The 19,883-nt window shown below is 70.2% G+C and carries 22 protein-coding genes; 14 read left to right on the top strand and 8 right to left on the bottom strand.

The annotated features are described in order from the left end of the window. The first annotated feature begins 161 nt into the window (after positions 1-161). The 5 genes from urtB to VES41_RS19770 are packed head-to-tail and all read left to right on the top strand — an operon-like array spanning position 162 to position 4,901. Positions 162-1,745 carry an urea ABC transporter permease subunit UrtB gene (urtB, locus tag VES41_RS19790; RefSeq protein ID WP_324820573.1) on the top strand — a complete coding sequence of 528 codons (1,584 nt, stop codon included), beginning with the start codon at positions 162-164 and terminating at the stop codon, positions 1,743-1,745. A gap of 13 nt (positions 1,746-1,758) precedes the next feature. Next, complete coding sequence (gene urtC, locus VES41_RS19785) at positions 1,759-3,009, top strand: urea ABC transporter permease subunit UrtC (RefSeq protein ID WP_324820571.1); 1,251 nt, start codon at positions 1,759-1,761, stop codon at positions 3,007-3,009. Continuing rightward, positions 3,006-3,881: an urea ABC transporter ATP-binding protein UrtD gene (gene urtD, locus VES41_RS19780; protein ID WP_324820569.1), complete on the top strand. Its 876-nt coding sequence runs from the start codon at positions 3,006-3,008 to the stop codon at positions 3,879-3,881. Before urtC ends, urtD begins: the two co-directional genes overlap by 4 nt. A gap of 16 nt (positions 3,882-3,897) precedes the next feature. After that, on the top strand, positions 3,898-4,590 hold the full coding sequence (urtE, locus tag VES41_RS19775; protein WP_324820567.1) for an urea ABC transporter ATP-binding subunit UrtE: 693 nt from the start codon (positions 3,898-3,900) through the stop codon (positions 4,588-4,590). 56 nt (positions 4,591-4,646) lie between these two features. Continuing rightward, entirely contained in the window at positions 4,647-4,901 is a 255-nt protein-coding gene (locus VES41_RS19770) for an RNA-binding protein (RefSeq protein WP_324820565.1), read from the top strand. A 50-nt stretch (positions 4,902-4,951) separates the two neighbouring features. Here the strand turns inward: VES41_RS19770 and VES41_RS19765 are convergent, their stop codons facing one another. The 4 genes from VES41_RS19765 to VES41_RS19750 all read right to left on the bottom strand — a co-directional run bounded on the left by VES41_RS19765 (position 4,952) and on the right by VES41_RS19750 (position 7,512). Further along, complete coding sequence (locus tag VES41_RS19765; RefSeq protein WP_324820563.1) at positions 4,952-5,452, bottom strand: cyclic nucleotide-binding domain-containing protein; 501 nt, start codon at positions 5,450-5,452, stop codon at positions 4,952-4,954. 84 nt (positions 5,453-5,536) lie between these two features. Continuing rightward, on the bottom strand, positions 5,537-6,046 hold the full coding sequence (locus VES41_RS19760) for a hypothetical protein (protein WP_324820561.1): 510 nt from the start codon (positions 6,044-6,046) through the stop codon (positions 5,537-5,539). Between the two features lie 126 nt (positions 6,047-6,172). Continuing rightward, positions 6,173-7,009 (bottom strand): urease accessory protein UreD, encoded by an 837-nt coding sequence (locus tag VES41_RS19755; protein ID WP_324820560.1) that lies wholly within the window; start codon positions 7,007-7,009, stop codon positions 6,173-6,175. Continuing rightward, the gene (locus VES41_RS19750) at positions 7,009-7,512 is read right to left on the bottom strand and encodes a nucleoside deaminase (RefSeq protein ID WP_324820558.1); all 504 of its coding nucleotides are present in this window, start codon (positions 7,510-7,512) and stop codon (positions 7,009-7,011) included. The genes VES41_RS19755 and VES41_RS19750 overlap by 1 nt, the downstream gene beginning before the upstream one ends. Positions 7,513-7,659: 147 nt before the next feature. Between VES41_RS19750 and VES41_RS19745 the strand changes: the two genes are divergently transcribed. The 5 genes from VES41_RS19745 to VES41_RS19725 are packed head-to-tail and all read left to right on the top strand — an operon-like array spanning position 7,660 to position 11,673. Next, positions 7,660-8,061, top strand: a complete 402-nt coding sequence (locus VES41_RS19745) for an OsmC family protein (RefSeq protein ID WP_324820556.1) — start codon at positions 7,660-7,662, stop codon at positions 8,059-8,061. A 3-nt stretch (positions 8,062-8,064) separates the two neighbouring features. Next, positions 8,065-9,294, top strand: coding sequence for a 3-carboxy-cis,cis-muconate cycloisomerase (gene pcaB, locus VES41_RS19740; protein WP_324820553.1), 1,230 nt, complete (start codon positions 8,065-8,067; stop codon positions 9,292-9,294). Then, positions 9,291-9,716: a carboxymuconolactone decarboxylase family protein gene (locus VES41_RS19735; protein ID WP_324820550.1), complete on the top strand. Its 426-nt coding sequence runs from the start codon at positions 9,291-9,293 to the stop codon at positions 9,714-9,716. Before pcaB ends, VES41_RS19735 begins: the two co-directional genes overlap by 4 nt. Beyond that, entirely contained in the window at positions 9,713-10,912 is a 1,200-nt protein-coding gene (locus VES41_RS19730; RefSeq protein ID WP_324820548.1) for an MFS transporter, read from the top strand. Before VES41_RS19735 ends, VES41_RS19730 begins: the two co-directional genes overlap by 4 nt. Next, on the top strand, positions 10,909-11,673 hold the full coding sequence (locus VES41_RS19725; protein ID WP_324820546.1) for an alpha/beta fold hydrolase: 765 nt from the start codon (positions 10,909-10,911) through the stop codon (positions 11,671-11,673). The genes VES41_RS19730 and VES41_RS19725 overlap by 4 nt, the downstream gene beginning before the upstream one ends. A gap of 36 nt (positions 11,674-11,709) precedes the next feature. Here the strand turns inward: VES41_RS19725 and VES41_RS19720 are convergent, their stop codons facing one another. The 3 genes from VES41_RS19720 to VES41_RS19710 all read right to left on the bottom strand — a co-directional run bounded on the left by VES41_RS19720 (position 11,710) and on the right by VES41_RS19710 (position 14,705). Next, the gene (locus VES41_RS19720) at positions 11,710-12,777 is read right to left on the bottom strand and encodes a dihydrodipicolinate synthase family protein (RefSeq protein WP_324820544.1); all 1,068 of its coding nucleotides are present in this window, start codon (positions 12,775-12,777) and stop codon (positions 11,710-11,712) included. Between the two features lie 40 nt (positions 12,778-12,817). Next, positions 12,818-13,888 (bottom strand): NAD(P)-dependent oxidoreductase, encoded by a 1,071-nt coding sequence (locus VES41_RS19715; protein ID WP_324820542.1) that lies wholly within the window; start codon positions 13,886-13,888, stop codon positions 12,818-12,820. Positions 13,889-14,057: 169 nt separating this feature from the next. Next, positions 14,058-14,705, bottom strand: a complete 648-nt coding sequence (locus VES41_RS19710; protein ID WP_324820540.1) for a TetR/AcrR family transcriptional regulator — start codon at positions 14,703-14,705, stop codon at positions 14,058-14,060. 131 nt (positions 14,706-14,836) lie between these two features. Here VES41_RS19710 and VES41_RS19705 point away from each other — a divergent pair, with 131 nt between their 5' ends. From VES41_RS19705 to VES41_RS19695, 3 genes are all read left to right on the top strand, one after another. Beyond that, a complete protein-coding gene (locus tag VES41_RS19705; protein ID WP_324820538.1) occupies positions 14,837-15,517 on the top strand; it encodes a DsbA family oxidoreductase in 681 nt (226 codons plus the stop codon). Positions 15,518-15,525: 8 nt separating this feature from the next. Then, positions 15,526-16,578 (top strand): nitronate monooxygenase, encoded by a 1,053-nt coding sequence (locus tag VES41_RS19700; protein WP_324820536.1) that lies wholly within the window; start codon positions 15,526-15,528, stop codon positions 16,576-16,578. A gap of 119 nt (positions 16,579-16,697) precedes the next feature. Next, entirely contained in the window at positions 16,698-17,642 is a 945-nt protein-coding gene (locus tag VES41_RS19695) for a DUF3014 domain-containing protein (protein WP_324820534.1), read from the top strand. Between the two features lie 32 nt (positions 17,643-17,674). Here VES41_RS19695 and selD read toward each other — a convergent pair whose 3' ends face one another. Beyond that, positions 17,675-18,730, bottom strand: coding sequence for a selenide, water dikinase SelD (gene selD, locus VES41_RS19690; RefSeq protein WP_324820532.1), 1,056 nt, complete (start codon positions 18,728-18,730; stop codon positions 17,675-17,677). An 81-nt stretch (positions 18,731-18,811) separates the two neighbouring features. Between selD and mnmH the strand changes: the two genes are divergently transcribed. Then, positions 18,812-19,864, top strand: a complete 1,053-nt coding sequence (mnmH, locus tag VES41_RS19685; RefSeq protein ID WP_324820530.1) for a tRNA 2-selenouridine(34) synthase MnmH — start codon at positions 18,812-18,814, stop codon at positions 19,862-19,864. Positions 19,865-19,883 lie beyond the last annotated feature (19 nt).

The raw sequence follows: 19,883 nt of genomic DNA, 5'->3' as shown, positions 1-19,883 counted from the left end.
CCCGCCGGCCTCTTGCTCGCTTCGCGTAGCCGAATCCCCCTCGAGGACCTCCGCCTGCGGCCCGGCAAAGCCGGCTCCGCGGCGGCCCCCGAGGAGGCTTCGCTTCGCTTGCCCCGGGGCACCGCGGGGTTGCCCAACTTGCGTATTTCGAGGATGAATTGATGTTGCGATGGATGCTGCGGGCGGTGCTTGCCGCGCTGGTGGGCGTGATGGCGAATGCCCATGCGCTGACTGGCGAACAGGCGCTGGCCATCGCCAGCGGCGACTCCGCGGCGCGCGTGGAAGCGCTCAACAAGGCGGTGCTGGATGCGGACGAGAAGACGATCGCGTTCATCCAGGCCGTGGCCGACGACGCCGTGAAGGTCACCGCGGACAAGGCCATCGTCATGCGAGACGACAAGGGCTTCGATCCGGTCAGCGGCGCCGAGGTGCCGGTGCCCGAGTCGGCCGAGGATGTCGTCAACAACAACTACATGCGCAGCGCACTCGACGCTGCGCAGGCCGCGCTGCGGCTGACCAGCCCCGACGAGCAGGTGCGTGCCGAGGCGGCAGACGCTCTGTTCAAGGACCCTGACGAGTCGCGCCTGGCGCTGGTCGAGAAGGCGCTGGCGGCGGAGAAGAGCGATGCCGTGAAGGCCCGGCTCGAGATGGCGCGGGCCGCCTCGCTCATCAGCAGCCAGGACAAGGGCCGTCGGCTGCAGGCGGTCAGGCTGCTGTCGGAAAGCAAGAGTCCCGGCACCAAGCTGCTGCTCAACGAACGCCTGTCGTCCGAGGACGATGCCGAGGTCAAGGCGGCGCTCAAGTCGGCCATCGTCGGCATCGATGCATCGCTGGTCTGGGGCGAGCGGCTGGCCGCCGTGTTCAGCGGCGTCAGCCTGGGCTCGGTGCTGCTGCTCGCCGCCCTGGGCCTGGCCATCACCTACGGCCTGATGGGCGTGATCAACATGGCGCACGGCGAGCTGATGATGATCGGCGCCTACGCCACCTACGTCGTGCAGGGGCTGTTTCGCAGCTACCTGCCCGAGAGCTGGTTCGGCTTCTACCTGGTGGCGGCCATTCCGGTGGCCTTCTGCGCCTCGGCGCTGGTCGGCGCCATCCTCGAGCGCGGCGTCATCCGGTTCCTCTACGGCCGGCCTCTGGAAACGCTGCTGGCCACCTGGGGCATCAGCCTGGTGCTGCAGCAGCTGGTGCGCACATTCTTCGGCGCGCAGAACGTGGGCGTGGAGAACCCGGGCTGGATGAGCGGCGGGGTGCAGTTGATGAACAACCTGACGCTGCCGTGGAACCGCATCTGCATCATCGTCTTCGCGGCCCTCGTGCTGCTGGCCATGGGCTGGCTGATCGGCCGCACGCGGCTGGGCCTGTTCGTGCGCGGCGTCACGCAGAACCGCCCGATCGCGTCCTGCATGGGCGTGAACACGGCCCGCATCGACACCTACGCCTTCGCGCTGGGCTCCGGCATCGCCGGCCTGGCCGGGTGCGCGCTCTCGCAGATCGGCAACGTCGGGCCGGACCTGGGCCAGAGCTACATCGTCGACTCCTTCATGGTGGTCGTGATGGGCGGCGTGGGGCAGCTGGCCGGCACCGTATACGCCGCGCTCGGGCTGGGCATCCTCAACAAGTTCATCGAGGGCTGGGCCGGCGCGGTGCTGGCCAAGATCGCCGTGCTGGTGTTCCTCATCGTGTTCATCCAGAAGCGGCCGCAGGGCATCTTCGCCGTCAAGGGCCGTAGTGCCGAGGCCTGAGTTCCAACATTTCATGACACGCACCGAACTTCCTTCCAAGGGCCCGTTGCTCACGGGCAAGGGCTGGACCGTCTTTCTCGCGGCGCTGGTCGCGGTCTGCGCGCTGGTGCCGGTGCTCAACCTGTGGGTGCCGGCGGGCAGCCCGCTGTACATGAGCGACTACATGGTGGCGCTGGTGGGCAAGATCATGTGCTACGCCATCTGCGCCCTGGCGATGGACCTGATCTGGGGCTACACCGGCATCCTGTCGCTCGGGCATGGCCTGTTCTTCGCGCTCGGCGGCTACATGATGGGCATGTACCTCATGCGCCAGATCGGCCGCGACGGCAACTACAAGAGCGACCTGCCCGACTTCATGGTGTTCCTCGACTGGAAGGAGCTGCCCTGGCACTGGATGCTGTCCGACAGCTTCATCGCCATGCTGGTGCTGATCGTGGCCGTGCCAGGGCTGATCGCGTTTGTCTTCGGCTACTTCGCCTTTCGCTCGCGCATCAAGGGCGTGTATTTCTCGATCATCACGCAGGCGCTGACCTTCGCCGCCATGCTGCTGTTCTTCCGCAACGAGACCGGCTTCGGCGGCAACAACGGCTTCACCGATTTCAAGCGCATCCTGGGCATCCCCATCGCCACGCAGGAGATGCGCATGGTGCTGTTCGGCACCACCGGCGCGGTGCTGCTGGGCTTCTTCCTCTTCTCGCGCTGGCTGGTGCGCAGCAAGTTCGGCCGGGTGCTCCAGGCGATCCGAGATGCCGAGTCGCGCGTCATGTTCTCGGGCTACAACCCGCTGCCGTACAAGCTCACCATCTGGGTCATCTCGGCCATCATGTGCGGCGTGGCCGGCGCGCTGTACGTGCCGCAGGTGGGCATCATCAACCCGAGCGAGATGAGCGCCGCCGCGTCGATCGAGATCGCCATCTGGACCGCCGTGGGCGGCCGCGCGACGCTGGTAGGACCGATCGTCGGCGCCTTCATCGTCAACGGCGCCAAGAGCTGGCTGACCGTGGCCTATCCCGAGTTCTGGCTCTACTTCCTGGGCGCGCTGTTCATTGCCGTGACGCTGTTCCTGCCCGACGGCGTGGTGGGCCTGGTCCGGCGGCTGTTCAGGCGCCGTTCGCCGGGCGCTGCCGCCGAGCACGGACAGGCGCAGCCCCCGGCGGCCGCCGCGCAGACCGCGCCGGCGCGCCGCTCGGTGGCGGCGGAGGAGGGCGTCGAACCCAGCGCCATGGCGCCGCTCGCACAGGATGCGAAGGGAGCCCGCGCATGACCCCCGACCTGATGGACGACGGCGCCGCGCGCGTCGCGCGCCACCTGCATCCCGAACTGCAGCCGCAGACCGAATCGGGCGGCCGCAAGGCCGGCTTCAGCCGTCCGGTGACGGCCGGCGAAGTGGACGTCGCCCACGGCCGCATCCTGTACCTGGAGGACGTGAGCGTCAGCTTCGACGGCTTCAAGGCGATCAACAAGCTCAACCTGGACATCGCGCCGGGCGAGCTGCGCTGCATCATCGGCCCGAACGGCGCCGGCAAGACCACGATGATGGACATCATCACCGGCAAGACGCGGCCCGACGAAGGCAGCGTCTATTTCGGCAGCACCATCGACCTGCTGCGCCACAAGGAGTCCGAAATCGCCCAGCTGGGCATCGGGCGCAAGTTCCAGAAGCCCACGGTATTCGAGCAGTTGACCGTGTTCGAGAACCTGGAGCTGGCGCTCAAGACCGACAAGGGCGTGAAGTCGTCGATGCTGTTCCGGCTCGACTCGGCGCAGAGCGACCGGCTGGCCGACGTGATCGAGACCATCCACCTGGCCGCCAGCGTCTCGCGCATGGCGGGCAACCTCAGCCACGGGCAGAAGCAGTGGCTGGAGATCGGCATGCTGCTCATGCAGGACCCGAAACTGCTGCTGCTCGACGAACCGGTGGCCGGCATGACCGACGAGGAGACGGCGCGCACGGCCGAACTCTTCCTCAAGCTCAAGGGCCAGCATTCGCTGATGGTGGTCGAGCACGACATGAGCTTCATCAAGACCATCTCGGAGATCGTCACCGTGCTGTGCGACGGCTCGGTGCTGGCGCAGGGCACGCTCGACGAGGTGCAGTCCGACGAACGCGTGATCGAAGTCTATCTGGGACGCTGAAGGCAACGCTCGAAAGATGCTGCAAGTCAAGAACATCCACCAGTACTACGGCGGCTCGCACATCCTGCGCGACGTGAGCCTGCAGGCGCAGGCCGGCAAGGTGACCGTGCTGCTGGGCCGCAACGGCGTGGGCAAGACCACGCTGCTCAAGTCGATCATGGGCCTGGTGCCGATTCGGAGCGGCAGCATCGAATTCGGTGGCCAGCCGGTGCAGCGGCGCACGCCCTACGAGCGCGCGCGTGCCGGCATGGGCTTCGTGCCGCAGGGCCGCGAGATCTTCGCGCGCCTGACGGTCGAGGAGAACCTGCGCATGGGCCTGGCCTATCGCAGCGCCGGCACGCCGATCCCGCCGCACCTTTTCGAGCTGTTCCCGGTGCTGCGGCAGATGCTGCACCGGCGCGGCGGCGACCTGTCGGGCGGCCAGCAGCAGCAGTTGGCGATCGCGCGTGCACTGGCGCCCGGTCCCCGCCTGCTGATCCTCGACGAGCCGACCGAGGGCATCCAGCCGTCGATCATCAAGGACATCGGGCGCGTGATCCGCATGCTGGCCGAGCGGGGCGACATGGCCATCCTGCTGTGCGAGCAGTACTACGATTTCGCGCAGGAGCTGGCCGACGACTACCTCGTCATGGAGCGCGGCGAGGTGATCGCGCGCGGGCTCGGCAAGGACATGGAGGCGCAGGGCGTGCGCCAGCTCGTCGCCATCTGAGCGCCGACTTGCGGCCCGTGCCGCTTGGTGAGAGAGTGGCACGTCAGGAGAACTTCATGACGCGCCTGCTGCTCGGCAACATCGAACCCGGTACCTCCGACGACGAGGTCCGCCAGTTTCTCGGCAAGTACGGGTTTCCCGAACCTTCCGGACTCGACCCCATGCCCGGCGACGGCTCCCAGCCGGCGCTCCTGCTGCACTTCGACAACCTCAGCCCCGAGGCGCTGCACCTGTTGCGCGAGCGCATCCACGGCATGTTCTGGCACCACCGCCGCCTCAGTGCGGACATCATGATGGACAGCCACGGCTGAAATCGCGCCGACCGCCGCGCGGAACTTGCTCGCCGCGGATCGCGGGCAGTTCAGTCGCTCTCGCGCTGCAAGATCCGCTCGACCAGCGCGCGGTCCGCATCGCTCGTAACGCCGAACAGTTGTGCGTACACGCGGCGCAGGCGGCGGCTGAGTTCGCGCGCGATGTTCATCTGGATCAGGGCGAACTCCCGCGGTCCCTGCTCGAACAGGCGCAGCATCTGCTCGGCGCCGATCTCGAGCGCCGTGCTCGGCGCCGTGGCCTGTACGGTGGCGCTGCGTGGGTTCAGGTCCAGCGGCATCATCTCGCCGAAGCAGTCGCCGGCCTGCAGGCGGCGCAGCAGGATCTCCCGATCGCCCCAGCGGCGGCGGACCGCCACCGCGCCGTCGAGCAGCAGGTACAGGCCGCCGCTGACGTCGCCTTCGCGCAGGAAGAAGCCACCGGCGGGGCGCTCCAGGGTGCGGGCGCCTTCGAGCAGCAGCGCGAGCGCTTCGGCGCTGACGCCGCCGAAGAGCGCCATATCCTGGAGATGCTCGATGCCGGGATGCTGCATGCGGTGTTGCGCATGCCGCCGGGGCGTTGCGCCGCGACAGTGTAGGCCTGTGCGCCGTTGCGTGCGCGCACCGGCTGCGGGCGTTCAGCGCGGCGGCAGCGCCAGGAGCACCACGCAGAGCACGGCGAGGACGACCGCCAGCATGACCCAGAAGCGGAACGAGCCGGAACGCTTGCGTTCGCGATGTTCCTCCAGCCGACCGGGCAGCGTGCGCACCTCGTCGGGCGTCTGGTCGGAGTCGAGGCGCTCGTCGTCCTCGATGGCGGTTACCAGGCGATGGACCGTGTCGAGGTCGTTCAGGTCGCCCGGCCCGTGCGGTTCGCCGCGCAGGCGCCTGCAGTAGGCCAGGAAGGCGCGGCCTTGCAGGGTCAGGCCGATGTCGCCGCCGCTGGTGCCCAGAACGCCGTGCTCGATCAGCGCGTCCAGGCCGCGCCGCACCGACGGCCGCTCGTCCACCGGCACGCGCAGGTGCAGGCCGGTGCGGGAAGTACGGTTGGAGCCGGAATCGGCGCAGCGCTGGCGCACGAGCATGACGAGCATTTCGGCGAAGCCGATACGCTCGTTGAGTGCATCCATTGCGGGGTTGAGAGCCATGGTCTGACGGAGAAGGAATGAGGCCGGAAGTTCGCATTCCCGCGCCTCATTCTGTCAGCCGATCCGGCGCTGTTGTCTTTCAAGTTGTGACGGTTTGCGACGCGTCGCGACAGGCGCGTCGGTCCGCTACATCGACCAGATGCGCGGCAGCGTCGGCGGCATCTGCCAGAGTTGGACGCGCCAGGCCTGCCAGATCTGGCGCAGCAGCGCCATGGCCGGCTCCACCAGCGGCGCCAGCACGCGCACGACCACGACCTGGGCGTGCGTGCTGGTGACGCCACTGCTGCCGGCCAGCGCGCTGGCCTCGCATTGCGCCCTGGCCGCGTCCAGCGCCGCTTCGCGCCGCGCGCGCGGCAGCGGCGAGCCGCTCACCAGGAACAGCGAAGCCATGCAGCGATGGCCCCCGAGGCCGAGCGGGCCGTCGAGCAGCCGCTTGTCGCCCGCGTCGATGCGCCCGCGCTCGAGCCACACGCCGGGCACCTCGACGTGCTGCTGCAGGCTGCCCGCAGCGAACGGCTGGCTGGCGCCCGGCAGGCCGAGCGCGACCACGTCCCAGCCGATCAGTTCGGCGCCTGGATCGGCCTCGATTCGAAGATGGTTGCCCGCCCGGCAGGCGCTGTAGCAGATGGCCTCCAGCGGCAGCCATTCGAGCCGGGCGCCGGGCGCCAGGCGCAGCCGCGTGCGCTGCACCGCCGGCTCGCCTTCGCTGCGGTAGAAGCGGCTGGCGCCGGGCGTGGTCACCAGGCCGTGGCTGCCGGAGCCGGCCTGCAGGTCGATGTCCAGCACGTCGCCGCCGACCAGGCCCCCCGGCGGATGGATCAGCACGTTGTGGCAGACCGCGTCGCCTTCCGGGTAGAGGCTCTGCAGCACCCGCAGCGGGCCGCTGTGGCGATGGCGGGCGATCGTGCGCTGCCGCTCGGCGTCGAGGCTGTAGTCGAGCGACAGCCGGGCATGCCAGCCCATCAGTCTTTCCAGGCGCCCATGTGGGCGGCCGACGCCTCGTCGATCAGCGCCGGGCCGATGCACTCGATGGGGTTGGGCGAGGCGCGGAACACGTCGCGGCAGGACAGCTCGGCGTCGCGCTGGTCGGCATGCTCGCCCCGGAAGGCGCGCAGGCGACCCGCGTCGATGCCGAACACCACCCGGCCGATGGCCGACCAGAAGATCGCGCCGGCGCACATCACGCAGGGCTCGGAGGATGAGTAGAGGGTGGCTTGCGCCAGTTCGTCGCGCGACAGGCCGCGCCCGGCGAGCCGGCGGATCGCGTTGACTTCGGCGTGGCCGGTGCAGTCGCCGGTCTCCGCCGAGTCGCAGCAGGCTTCGGCGAGTATTTCGCCGTCGCTGGAGACGATCACGGCGCCGAAGGGGCGGTTGCCGCGTCGCCGTCCGGCGTGCGACCAGACGATGGCCTTGCGCAGGTAGCGGCCGTCGCGTTCGTCCAGGGTATTTTCTGTGGGCAGGCTCATGCACCCGGATCATGCATGACGCATGCCACGCGCCGGCCCCGTGCGTCGCGTACCCGACAGCGCCGCCGGGCCGGGCGCCGAAAAGTAAGATGCGGCGCAATCCGGACGGGGCGCATGCGGCCCGCCGCGGCAACGAAAAGGAAAATCATGAAGATCTCAGTGCGAACCGACGAGCCGGGCGGCACCCGGCAGACCGTCACCGCAGGCCGGCACCATCTCACCGTCGACGCCTCCGTGGCCGATGGCGGCGGCGACGAAGGTCCGGGCGCGCACGACCTGTACGACAGCGCGCTGGGCGCATGCAAGGCGCTGACCGCGATCATCTATGCACGTCGGCGCAAGATGCCGCTCGAAGGCGTCGAGGTCGAGGTGGAAAGCGACAACAGCGAGGAACGGCAGGGCGTCTATCGCATGAAGGCCACGCTGCATCTGCAAGGCCCGTTGACCGAGGCGCAACGCGCCGAGCTGCTGCGGGTCGCCGGCAAATGCCCGGTGCACAAGCTCATGACCGAAGTGAAGACCGAGATCGAGACCGTCCTGGCCGACTGAACCATGAGCATCTTCGAAGGCTTCCTCTCCACTCCCGACATGCTGGACGTGCTGGGTGACGCGCGTTTCGTGGCGGCCATGCTGCGGTTCGAGGCGGCGCTGGCCCGCGCACAGGCGCAAGCCGCCCTCATTCCCGACGTCGCCGCGCAAGGCATCGAGGCCTGCTGCCGCGTCGAGCTGTTCGACGTGCCAGCCCTGGTGCGCGAGAGCGGGCGTGCCGGCAGCGTGGCCATTCCGCTGGTCAAGCGGCTCAAGGAAGTCGTGCAGTTGCAGCAGCCCGACGCGCTGCCTTACGTCCACCTGGGCAGCACCAGCCAGGACGTGATCGACAGCGCCACCGTGCTCGTCACGCGCGAGGCGCTGGCGTTGATCGAGGCGGACCTGCAACGCGCCATCGACGCATTGCTGGCGCTGGCGCCGCAGCATGCGCACACGCCGGTGCTGGCGCGCACGCTGATGCAGCCGGCCTCGGTCACCAGCTTCGGTTTCAAGTGCGCCGGGTGGGCCGCGCCGCTGGTGCGGGCACAGGGGCGCATCGCCGCGGCCGCGGCTCAGGCGCTGCAGGTTCAGCTGGGCGGCGCCGTCGGCACGCTGGCGCAGATGAAAGGGCAGGGCGATGCGGTGCGCAGCAACCTGGCGCGCGCACTCGGCCTGCGCGACGGCGGCGCCACCTGGCACACGCAGCGCGACGAATGGGTGGCGCTGGGCTGCCAGCTGGGGCTTCTCGTGGGCAGCCTGGGCAAGATCGCGGCCGACATCGCGCTGATGGGCCAGTACGAGGTCGGCGAACTGGCCGAACCCACGGAGCCCGGGCGCGGCGGTTCGTCGGCGATGCCGCACAAGCGCAATCCGGTCGCCTCGATGGTGGCGCTGGCCGCGGCGCAGCGGGCGCCGCAGCGGGTCGCCGCCTTGCTGGCCGCCATGCCGCAGGTGCACGAGCGCGCGCTCGGCCCGTGGCAGGCCGAACTGGCCGAGTGGCCCGGCCTGCTCGCCAGCGCGCACGGCAGTGTCCGGGCGCTCGCGGGGGCCTTGCCGGGCCTGGTCGTGAACGCGGCGCGGATGCGTGCCAACATCGACCACCTGCGCGCCGAATTGCCCGCGCAGGCCGCCAACGAATGGTTCGACCCGGCCCTGGCCCAGGCCGCCGGCGAGCAGGCCCTGGCCCAGGTGCAGGCGTTGCGCCGGCAGGCATCCGACAACTTCAAGCCATCCAAGAAAGACACCGCGCAATGAGCGACGAGAACAAGGCCCCGCCCGCCGGCGACTACGAATCGGGCATGGTCAACCGCCGCCGCGTGCTGGGCGACGCCTGGGTCGACCGCTCGCTGGCCAACCGCAACAGCTTCAACAGCGAGTTCCAGGAACTCATCACCCGCCATGCCTGGAACGACATCTGGGGCCGCCCGGCGCTGGGGGACAAGACGCGCCGCTTCATGGTGCTGTCCATGCTCCTCGGGGTGAAGGCCTTCGAGGAATTCGTCATGCACGTGCGCGCCGCGCTCGACGGTCCGCCCGAATCGCGGCTGACCCCGGACGACATCAAGGAAGTGATCATGATGTCGGCCATCTACGTTGGCGTGCCCGCTGCCAACCATGCCTTCGGCCTGGCGGCCGCCGTACTCAAGGAAAAAGGCCTGCTGGATCCGGCGCCGTGACGCGGCCGGGGACCATCGATTTCGTCTGGCTGCTGCCGCTGCTGCTGGCGGCGCAACCGGTGGCCACCGACAGCTACCTGCCGGCCCTGCCGGAGATCGCCAACGACCTCGGCTCGGCCAGCACCAGCCTGACCATGTTCGTGCTGGCTTTCGGCATCGCGCAGATCCCGATCGGCCTGCTGGCCGACCGCATCGGCCGGCGCCCGGTGCTGCTCGGCGGCCTGTCGCTCTACGTGCTCGCGGCGCTCGGCGGCGCGCTCGCGCCGAACGTCGAGGTGCTTGCCGGCGTGCGCGCGCTGCAGGGCGCGGCCATGGCCGCCATTCTGGTGTGCGCCCGTGCCGCCGTGCGCGACCTGTTCCCGGCGCACGAAGGCCCGCACGTGATGGCGCGCGGGCTCACCGGCCTGGGCGTGGTCGCGCTGGTCGCGCCGATCCTGGGGGCGGCCATCGTGCAGTGGGTCGGCTGGCGCTGGGTGCTGGCGATGATGGCGGTGTACGCCAGCGCGCTCCTGGCGCTGTGCTGGCATTCCTTCGGGGAGACGCGCGCCGTGCGCGAACCGGCGCAGCCGGCGCCGCGCGGCGGCCTGCGCGAGGTGTTCGCCAGCCGCAGCTTTCGCGTCTGGTCGAGCCTGGCGGCGGCCACCTACGGCGGGCTGTTCTGCTTCCTGCTGTTGTCGCCGATGGTCTACATCGGCTACCTGGGCTTCTCGCCAGCGCTGTACGGCTGGATTCCGGCGGGCGGCTCGGCCATCTACATCTGCAGCACCACGCTGTGCCGCAGGCTGCTGCGCAGTCACGGTCCGCTGCGCACGGTGCGCATCGGCGCACTGCTGAGCATCAGCGGTGCGACGATCCAGGCGCTCGGGTGCGCGCTGCTGCCGGCCAGCCCCTGGCCGCTGCTGCTGGGGCACGCCGTGTACTGCATGGGGCACGGCATCCACCAGCCATGCGGCCAGGCCGGCGCCGTGGGCGACCTGCCGCAACTGGCCGGCCGCGCCGTCTCCTGGTCCGGCTTCGCGATGATGGCGGTGGCCTTCTGCACCGGCCAGATCGCCGCCCGGTTCGTCGATGCAAACTACAGCCACGGCGCCTGGCCGATGGTGATGCCGATGCTGATCGCCGGCGCCGTGCTGGTGCTCATCGCCTTCGCATGGCTGCCCACCCTTCAACCCGTCCACAAGGAAGCAACAACATGACCCGATTGAACGCCGTTCGCGAAGGGCAGGGCCCCGTCGTCGTGCTCAGCCACGCGCTGGGCTGCGACCTGCACATGTGGGATGACGTGGCGCCGCTGCTTGCCGCCAGCCATACCGTGATCCGCTACGACCACCGCAACCACGGCGGCTCCGAGCGCGTGCCCGGTCCCATGACCATGCAGATGCTGGCGCAGGACGCGGCCGACCTGATCGCGCAGGAGGCCGGTGGCCAGCCGGTTCATTTCGTCGGCCTGTCGATGGGCGGCATGACCGCGCAGGCCCTGGCGGTGCTGCGGCCCGAGCTGCTCGCCAGCGTGGTCATCGCCAACTCGAGCGCGCACTATCCCGACCAGGCGCCGTGGCAGGCGCGCGTGGCCACCGTGCGGGCACAAGGCGTGGCGGCGGTGGCCGATGGCGCCGTGGCGCGCTGGCTCACGCCCGAGTTCGTCGCGACCCCGGAAGGCGCGGCCGCTGCCGGACGGCTTCGCGAGACGCTGCTGCGCAACGATGCCGACAGCTACATCGCGGCCTGCGAAGGCGTGGCCGCCATCGATTTTCGCGAGAGCAACCGCGCCATCCGCACGCCGACGCTGGTGATCGCCGGCGCCCGGGACGAGGCCACGCCGCCGGCGATGTCCGAGCAGATTGCGCAGGCCATATCCGGCGCGCGCCTGGTCACCGTCGACGCGGCGCACATCAGCGCGGTGGAGCGGCCCGGCGAGTTCGCGCGGGCGCTGCGCGACTTCCTGGTGTCGGTGTAGCCGGCGCGCGCTGCGGCGGCTTGCCGCAGGCGCGCCTCAGGACAGCCAGCGCTGCAGGTTCTCGCGCACGAAGGCGTCGTCGCTCAGGTCGGCGTGCTGGCGGTAGACGCGATCGATCTGCGCTGCCTGTCCGGGGCCCAGGCCTTCGGCCGGGTCCAGGCACCAGATGCCTTCGAGCAGGCCCTGCCGGCGCAGCACCTCGTGGCAGCCGGCGATGCAGCCGTGAAAGTTGTTCGCCACGTCGAAGAACGCGGAGTTGCAGTCGGTCACGCGTGCGTCCAGCGCCAGCAGTTCGGGCGGCAGGCTGCCGCCGCCCTGGGTCAGCACGGCCTTGATGCGCGCCAGTTGCGCCACCGCCTGCGCCGTCCATACCGACCAGTGGCCCAGCAGCCCGCCGCGAAACCGCACCGTCACGGGCGCGCCGTCGCGCATGGCGACAAAGGGCAGCGCGAGGTCCAGCACGATGTGATCGTCGTTGCCGGTGTAGAGAAAGACACGCTCTTCCGCGCCGGCATCGACCAGGCCCCGCACCACGTCCAGCGTGCGGTAGCGGTTGAACGGCGCCACCTTGATCGCCAGTGCATTCGGGATCTGCGCGAAGCGGCGCCAGAAGTCGCTCGACAGTACCGGCCCGCCGACGGCGGTCTGCAGATAGAAGCCGACGATCGGGATCTCGCGCGACACGGCCTTGCAATGGGCGACGAGTTCGTCCTCCGGCGCCGCGGCGAGCGCGGCCAGGCTGAGCAGGCCGGCGTGGTAGCCCAGCGCCGCGGCCGTGCGCGCCTCGCCGACGGCCTGGGCGGTGGAGCCGCACAGGCCGGCAATCATGACCATCGGTCGATCGCTCCATGCCAGCCGGTCTTCCATGGCGCTGGCCAGCACGGTCTCGTACAGACCATGTTCGCGGATGGCGAACTGCGTGGTGTGCACGCCCACCGCCAGGCCGCCGGCACCCGCGTCGACGTAGTAGCGGGTGAGGGCGCGCTGGCGCCGGCGGTCGAGGCGCCGGTTGGCGTCCAGCGCCAGCGGATGTGCAGGAATGACGGCGCCGTCGGCCAGGAGGCTCAGCACTTCCCGGGGCAGGTCGAATCGGTTCAAGGGCATGGAGGACTCCTGGGGTGCAGCTGCGGACTGGCCGCGTTTTTCAGTACTTGCCGTCGCGGTTTTCGAACTTGGTCGGCTTGCCGTAGAGGCGCTGTTCGCGCGCGATCCAGTCCGCCACCCAGCCGACCAGGCGCTTGAGCGGCACGTGCGGATAGCCGAACAGGCGCTCGGCTTCGCCGGTGTTCATCAGCCAGGCGGTCGGCGCCTCCTGTCCGGTGATGTTGGGCGTCTTGCCGAACAGGCGGCCGAACTCCTGCGCCAGCCAGCGGATGGAGGTCGTCTCGGGGCCGCTGACGTTGATGGGCGAGGTGGGCACGGTGGCGGCCGCCAGGCAGCGCAGCGCCTGCGCGTTGGCATCGCCCTGCCAGATGACGTTCACATGGCCCATGGTGACGTCCACCGGTTCGCCGCGATGCACCTTCAGCGCCACGTCCGCCAGCACGCCGTAGCGCAGGTCGATCGCGTAGCTCAGGCGGAACAGCCGGCCGGGCGTGCCGTAGCGTTGGGAGAAATGCTCGAACATGCGCTCGCGGCCCACGCACGAGTTGGCGTATTCGCCGGGCGGAGCCAGCAGGTCGTCCTCGCTGGCGCCCTGGCTCGTGACCGGAACGAACGGATACACGCAGGCGGTGGAAAAGGCGACGATGCGCGATTGCCGGAACGTCTCGGCCACCAGCGCGGGCACGTGCGTATTCATGGCCCAGGTGAGCGGCAGGTTGCCGCCGGCGCCGAACTTGTGGCCGGCCATGAACACGACGTTGGGGCACTGCGGCAGCCGGGCCAGTGCGTCGCGGTCGAGGAGGTCGCAGGCGATGGTCTCGATGCCCTGCGCGTCCAGCCCTTCGCGCACGCCGGGCTCCGAAAAGCGGGCCACCGCGATCACGCGTCGGCCGGCCGGCATGGCGTTGCGCGCCAGCCGCGCCAGGGTGGGGCCCATCTTGCCGGCGGCGCCGAGGACCAGGAGGTCGCCGTCCAGTCCGGCGAGGTCGCGCACCAGCGCCCGCGTGGGCGTGGCCAGGTAGGCGTCCAGCTGCGCCTCGGACTCGAAGCGCTCGGGGAAGGGCAGGTCGTCCAGGACGGTGGCGGCCTGGGTGCGCGCGGAGGATGTCATGGCAGTCTCGCCTGTTGGGTTTCGAACGGCTGCAGCGTCAGGATGGGCGCCGGTGGCCTTGCGCCGCACACCCGCGTGCGCCTGCCGCTGCCTGCTGGGAGGCATGATAGAAACGCGGCGGCGACATGTCAACCAACTGGTTGAAAAGTAGCGGCAGGAGGGTGGCGCGTCAGTCCGGCCGCAGGGCGTTGAGGGTGAACTCGACGACATGGCGGCGGCGCTGCGCCAGCGCAACCTTCGCATCCAGCCGCTTGCCGAAGATGACGGAGAGGGTGTGCCGGTTCGAGAAGTAGAAGTACGAGATGCCGGCCATCGAGATGTACAGGTTGACCGCGTCGTAGTCCGGCCGGAACACCCCTGCCGCCACGCCGCGCTGCAAGGTGCGATCGATCATCTCGACGAACGGGGTGTGCATCCGGCGCACGGGCTGGGAACTGGCCACGTGCTGGCCCAGCTGGCGGTTCTCGTCGCTGAGCAGCGAGATGAACTCCGGGTGCGCGCTCAGGTAGTCGAACGAAAACCCGACAAGCTGCGCCATGGCCTGCGCCGGTGGAAGGTCTTCCAGCGAGAGCGCCCGTTCCTTCTCGCGCAGCGCGCCGTAGACCGCCTCGAGCACGGCCTGGTACAGCCCGTCCTTGCTGCCGTAGTGGTAGTACACGAGCTGCTTGTTGACCCCGGCCGATGCGGCGATCTCGTCGACCCGCGCGCCGGCGAATCCCATGCGGGCGAATTCTGCGGTCGCCGCGGCGATCAGCGCGTCTCGCGTCGCCGCCGGGTCGCGCCGGGGGGCCGGCGGCGCCGCCTTCCTGCTGCTCATGGCTGTTCTCCAAATTCAACCAACTGGTTGATGAAATTGTAGATCGCCCCCTTTCGTGCATGCGCCGATGTCGACGAAGGAGTAACCGCGCCGCCCCTGGGTTCTTCGCCCGCCGGGTGGACAATGCGCGCATGAGCACTGCCACCACCCTTCGCATCGATTTCGTGTCCGACGTCTCCTGCCCCTGGTGCGCCGTCGGGCTGGGCGCGCTGGAGCAGGCGCTGGCGCGCGTGGCGCCGGACATTCGCGCCGAGCTGCACTTCCAGCCGTTCGAGCTCAATCCCGACATGCCGGCCGAGGGCCAGGACTCGATCGAGCACCTGACTGAGAAGTACGGCATCAGCGAGGACCAGGTGCGCGCCAATGGCGAGCACCTGCGCCAGCGCGGCGCGACCGTGGGCTTCGACTTCGACCTGGCGCGCCGAAAGCGCGTATGGAACACGTTCGATGCGCACCGACTGCTGCACTGGGCGCAGATGATGGGTCTCGAGAAGCAGTACGCGCTCAAGAAAGCGTTGTTCAAGGCCTATTTCAGCGATGGCCTGAACCCGTCCGACCACGACCTGCTGGTGCGCCTGGCGGGCGAGGCCGGCCTGGACACTGCACGCGCACGCGAGATCCTGGCGGGCGACGAGTTCGCGGCCGAGACGCGCGAGCGCGAACGCATGTACACGGGCGCCGGCATCCATTCGGTGCCCGCCATCATCTTCAACAGCGAGCACCTTGTCTCGGGCGGCCAGCCCGTGGAAGTATTCGAGCGCGCACTGCGGCAGATTGCCGGCATGGCGCCGCGCACCACCGCCGAGGCATGAGGGCGGGCATGACGGCACCCGATACGCTTCGCGAACTGCTGGGCATCGAGCTTCCGCTGATCCAGGCCCCGATGGCCGGTGCGCAGGGCAGCGCCATGGCGATCGCCGTCAGCGCAGCCGGGGCGCTCGGCTCGCTGCCTTGCGCCATGCTCGCGCCCGATGCCCTGCGCCGCGAGCTGCAGGCCATTCGCACGGCCACCGACAAGCCGTTCAACGTCAACTTCTTCTGCCACGTACCGCCGGTGCCCGAAGCGTCGCACGAGGCGCGCTGGCGCGAGGCGCTGGCGCCGTACTACGCCGAGTTCGGCATCGATCCAGCCGGCATCGGCACCGGCGCCGGCCGGCTGCCCTTCAGCGAGCAAGTGGCCGATCTGCTGGCCGAGTTCCGCCCGCCGGTGGTGAGCTTCCATTTCGGCCTGCCTGTTCCCGCGCTGCTCGATCGGGTGCGTGGCTGGGGCGCCAAGGTGCTGGCCTCGGCGACCACGGTGGCCGAGGCGCGCTGGCTGGCCGATCGAGGCGTCGACGCGGTCATCGCGCAGGGCCTGGAGGCCGGCGGGCACCGCGGCCATTTCCTGTCGCACGACCTGACCGAGCAGATGGGAACGCTGGCGCTGCTGCCGCAGATCGTGCGCGTCATCGACAAGCCGGTGATCGCCGCCGGCGGGATCGCCGACGCGAACGGCGTCGCCGCCGCACTGGCGCTTGGCGCCGCCGGCGTCCAGGCGGGCACCGCCTACCTGCTGTGCCCCGAATCGACCATCAGCGCGGCCCACCGCGCTGCGCTGGCAAGCGAGGCGGCCCGTCACACCGCCCTGACCCGGCTGTTCACCGGCCGGCCGGCGCGCGGCATCGTCAACCGGTTCATGCGCGAGCTCGGTCCGATGAGCGAGGCGCCGCCCGAATTTCCGCTGGCCACAGCCGCCGTGGCGCCGCTGCGCGCTGCCGCCGAGGCCCGGGGCAGCGGCGATTTCTCCCCCTTGTGGTCGGGCCAGAATGCCGCCGGCTGCAAGCCTGTCCCGGCGCAGCAGATCACGCGCGAACTGGCCGCCGGCTGGCGCTGAACGCGCCCCGGCCGGCCAGGCGCGCGCGCCGCGCCGGCGCACCTTCCGCTGTCACGGCGAGTTACCCGACCGCGTTCGTCCCGATGTCACCCCGCCGCAGCAAACGATAGGATCGGCCCATGCCCGAACGCGACAACCGACCGCGACGATCGCAACGCGAATCCTCGCCCTGGATCTACGTGATCCTCATTCTCCTGCTGCTCATCGGCGCCTTCCTCTGGTGGCGCTGGCCCGACCTGCACATTCCCGGCTTGACGCCGCCGGCCCAGGAGCAGCAGTCTTCCTCCAGCCTGCCGGCACCACCGGAGGACCAGCCGAGCGAACCGCAGCAGGAGGCAACGCCGCCGTCCGACATGCCGCTGCCGGGCCAGCAACGCGCCGGCACGCCGCCGACGCACCCCATCCAGACACCGCCCGACCCGAACCTGCCGCCGCTGGGCGAATCCGATTCCAAGGTCAATTCGGCCGTCAACAACCTGGTCGGCAAGAAGGCCGGCAGCATGCTCGCGATGGACGGGTTCGTGCGCCGCTTCGTGGCCACCGTCGACAACCTGCCGCGCGAATACGCACCATCGCGCGTGTGGCCGGTGCAGACCACGTCGCCGCAGTTCATGGTCAGCGGCGAAGGCGAGGCGCAGGCGATCGCCGCGGACAACGCCGCGCGCTACACGCCGATGGTGCTGCTGGCCGAGCAGGTCGACCCGGCCACCGCCGCGAGCATCTACTTCAGGCTCTACCCGCTGTTTCAGGAGGCTTACGAGGAACTGGGCTACGGCGACCGCTACTTCAACGACCGCCTCGTGGCTGTCATCGACCACCTGCTCGCGGCCCCCGAGCCGGCCGAGCCGGTGCGCCTGACGCGTGTCGAGGTCAAGAGCGACACGCCCATGTCCCGGCCGTGGGCGCACTACGAGTTTGCCGACCCGCGACTCGAATCGATGTCCGCCGGCCAGAAGATCATGGTGCGCGTCGGCCTCGTCAACGAGCGCCGCCTGAAGTCGCGGCTCAGGGCTTTCCGCGCGCAGATCGTGGCCGGGGACGCCGCGCAGGCGGCCAAGCGGTAACGCCGCCGCGGCCGCCGGCCGCGCGGCCTTCTTCAGTCCTGCGTGAAGCGCAGGCGCGGGCCGGCGCCGGCCGGCGCCATGCGGCCGACCACGCAAGCCTGGTCGAAGCCGGCTTGCCGGAACGCAGCCAGCACCGCGTCGGCCGCCGCGGCGGTACAGCTGACCAGCAGTCCGCCGCTGGTCTGCGGATCCGAGACCATTGCGTGCTGCCACTGCGGCGCGCCGGACGGCCAGTCCACCTCGGCGCCGTAGCCCGTCCAGTTGCGGCCCGACGCACCGGTGGCAATGCCTTCGGCGGCGAAGCGCGCCGCCACCTCGATCAGCGGCAGGCTGGCCAGGTTTACCTCGGCGCCCAGGCCGGCGCCGCGGCACATCTCCAGCAGGTGGCCAGCCAGGCCGAAGCCGGTCACGTCGGTCATGGCGTGCACGCCATCGAGCGACGCGAGCTGCGTGCCGACACGGTTGAGCTGCGTGGTGTGGCGCAGCATCTGCGCATAACCCTCGTCGTCGAGCAGTCCCTTCTTGAGTGCGGCCGACAGGATGCCCACGCCGAGCGGCTTGCCCAGCACCAGCACGTCGCCGTCGCGCGCATCGGAGTTGCGGCGCAGCCGCTGCGGGTGCACCAGGCCCAGCCCGACCAGGCCGTAGATGGGCTCGAGCACGTCGATGCTGTGGCCGCCCGCGATCGGGATGCCCGCGTCGCGGCACACGCTGGCGCCGCCCTCGAGTACCCGGCCGATCACCTCGGGCGGCAGCTGCGCGATCGGCATGCCGACCAGCGCCAGCGCCATGATCGGCGTGCCGCCCATGGCGTAGATGTCCGACAGCGCATTGGTCGCGGCAATGCGGCCGAAGTCGTACGGGTCGTCCACGATCGGGGTGAAGAAATCCGTCGTGGCCACCAGGGCCTGCGTGTCGTTGAGCCGGTAGACGGCGGCATCGTCCGCGGTCTCGGTGCCGACCAGCAATTCGGGCGGCACGATGCCCTGCGGGGCGCGTGCCAGAATCTCCGCGAGCAGGCCCGGCGCGATCTTGCAGCCGCAGCCTCCGCCATGAGAGAAAGAAGTGAGCGCGATTCGTTCCGTCATCGTCGTCAAGGATCCAGGGAAGGCCCGGCAGCGGCCGGGCAGGCCGATGATTGTGCCTGCCCGCCGCGCGGAGGGTGGCCGATGAGTCACAACGTGCCTGTGCGCGTGGCCGACATGGGCGGCTTCGACACCATCATCGATGCGCGTTCGCCCGCCGAATTCGCGCTCGACCACATTCCCGGCGCCATCAACTGCCCGTCGCTCGACGACGAGCAGCGGCGCATCGTCGGCACCCTGTACGTGCAGACCGGCGCCTTCGAGGCGCGGCGCGTCGGCGCGGCCATGGTGGCGCAGAACATCGCGCGCCACCTGCGCGAGCAGTTCGCGGACCGGCCGGCGCACTGGCGTCCGCTGGTGTACTGCTGGCGCGGGGGCATGCGCAGCGGCTCGCTGGTCACGGTGATGCGCCTGGTCGGCTGGGACGCGCAGCAACTGGCCGGCGGCTACAAGGCCTACCGCAGGCACGTGGTCGAGCGCCTGGATGCGCTGTGCCCGAAGCTGGACCTGCGCGTCGTCTGCGGCGCCACCGGCAGCGCCAAGACGCGCGTGCTGCAGGCGCTGGCCGCCCAGGGCGCGCAGGTGCTCGACCTCGAGGCGCTGGCGAGCCACAAGGGCTCGCTGCTGGGCGGCGTGCCGGGGCAGCCGCAGCCGGCGCAGAAGCACTTCGACACCTGCCTGGCCGCCGAGCTCGAGAGGTTCGACCTGGCGCAGCCCGTGTACGTCGAGGCCGAGAGCGCCCGCATCGGCCGGCTCGCGCTGCCGCTGCCGCTGGTGGCGCAGCTGCGCGCCGCGCCGCGCCTGATCGAGCTGCGGGCGACGCTGCCGGTGCGGCTGGCCTACCTGCTGCGCGACTACGGCTACCTGACCGAGGACCGCGAGCTGCTGTGCAACCAGCTGGCGCCCCTGAAGGAGCACCAGGGCAAGGAAACCGTGCAGCGCTGGCAGGCGTGGGCCACGGCGGGCACGTTCGAGCCGCTGCTGGCCGAACTCATGGCCGAGCACTACGACCCGCTCTACGAGCGGTCGCAGGCACGTCATTTCGCCGCCTGGGCACGGCGCCAGCCGGTCGACGCGCCGGCGCTGGACGACGCGGGCATCGATGATCTGGCGCGGCGGGTGCGGGCGCTGGGCTGAGTTGCCCGGGCCGCGCGTT

The sequence above is a fragment of the Variovorax sp. genome, assembly GCF_035634955.1.
GTDB lineage: Bacteria > Pseudomonadota > Gammaproteobacteria > Burkholderiales > Burkholderiaceae_C > Variovorax.
This window is presented reverse-complemented; position numbering and strand designations above follow the sequence as displayed.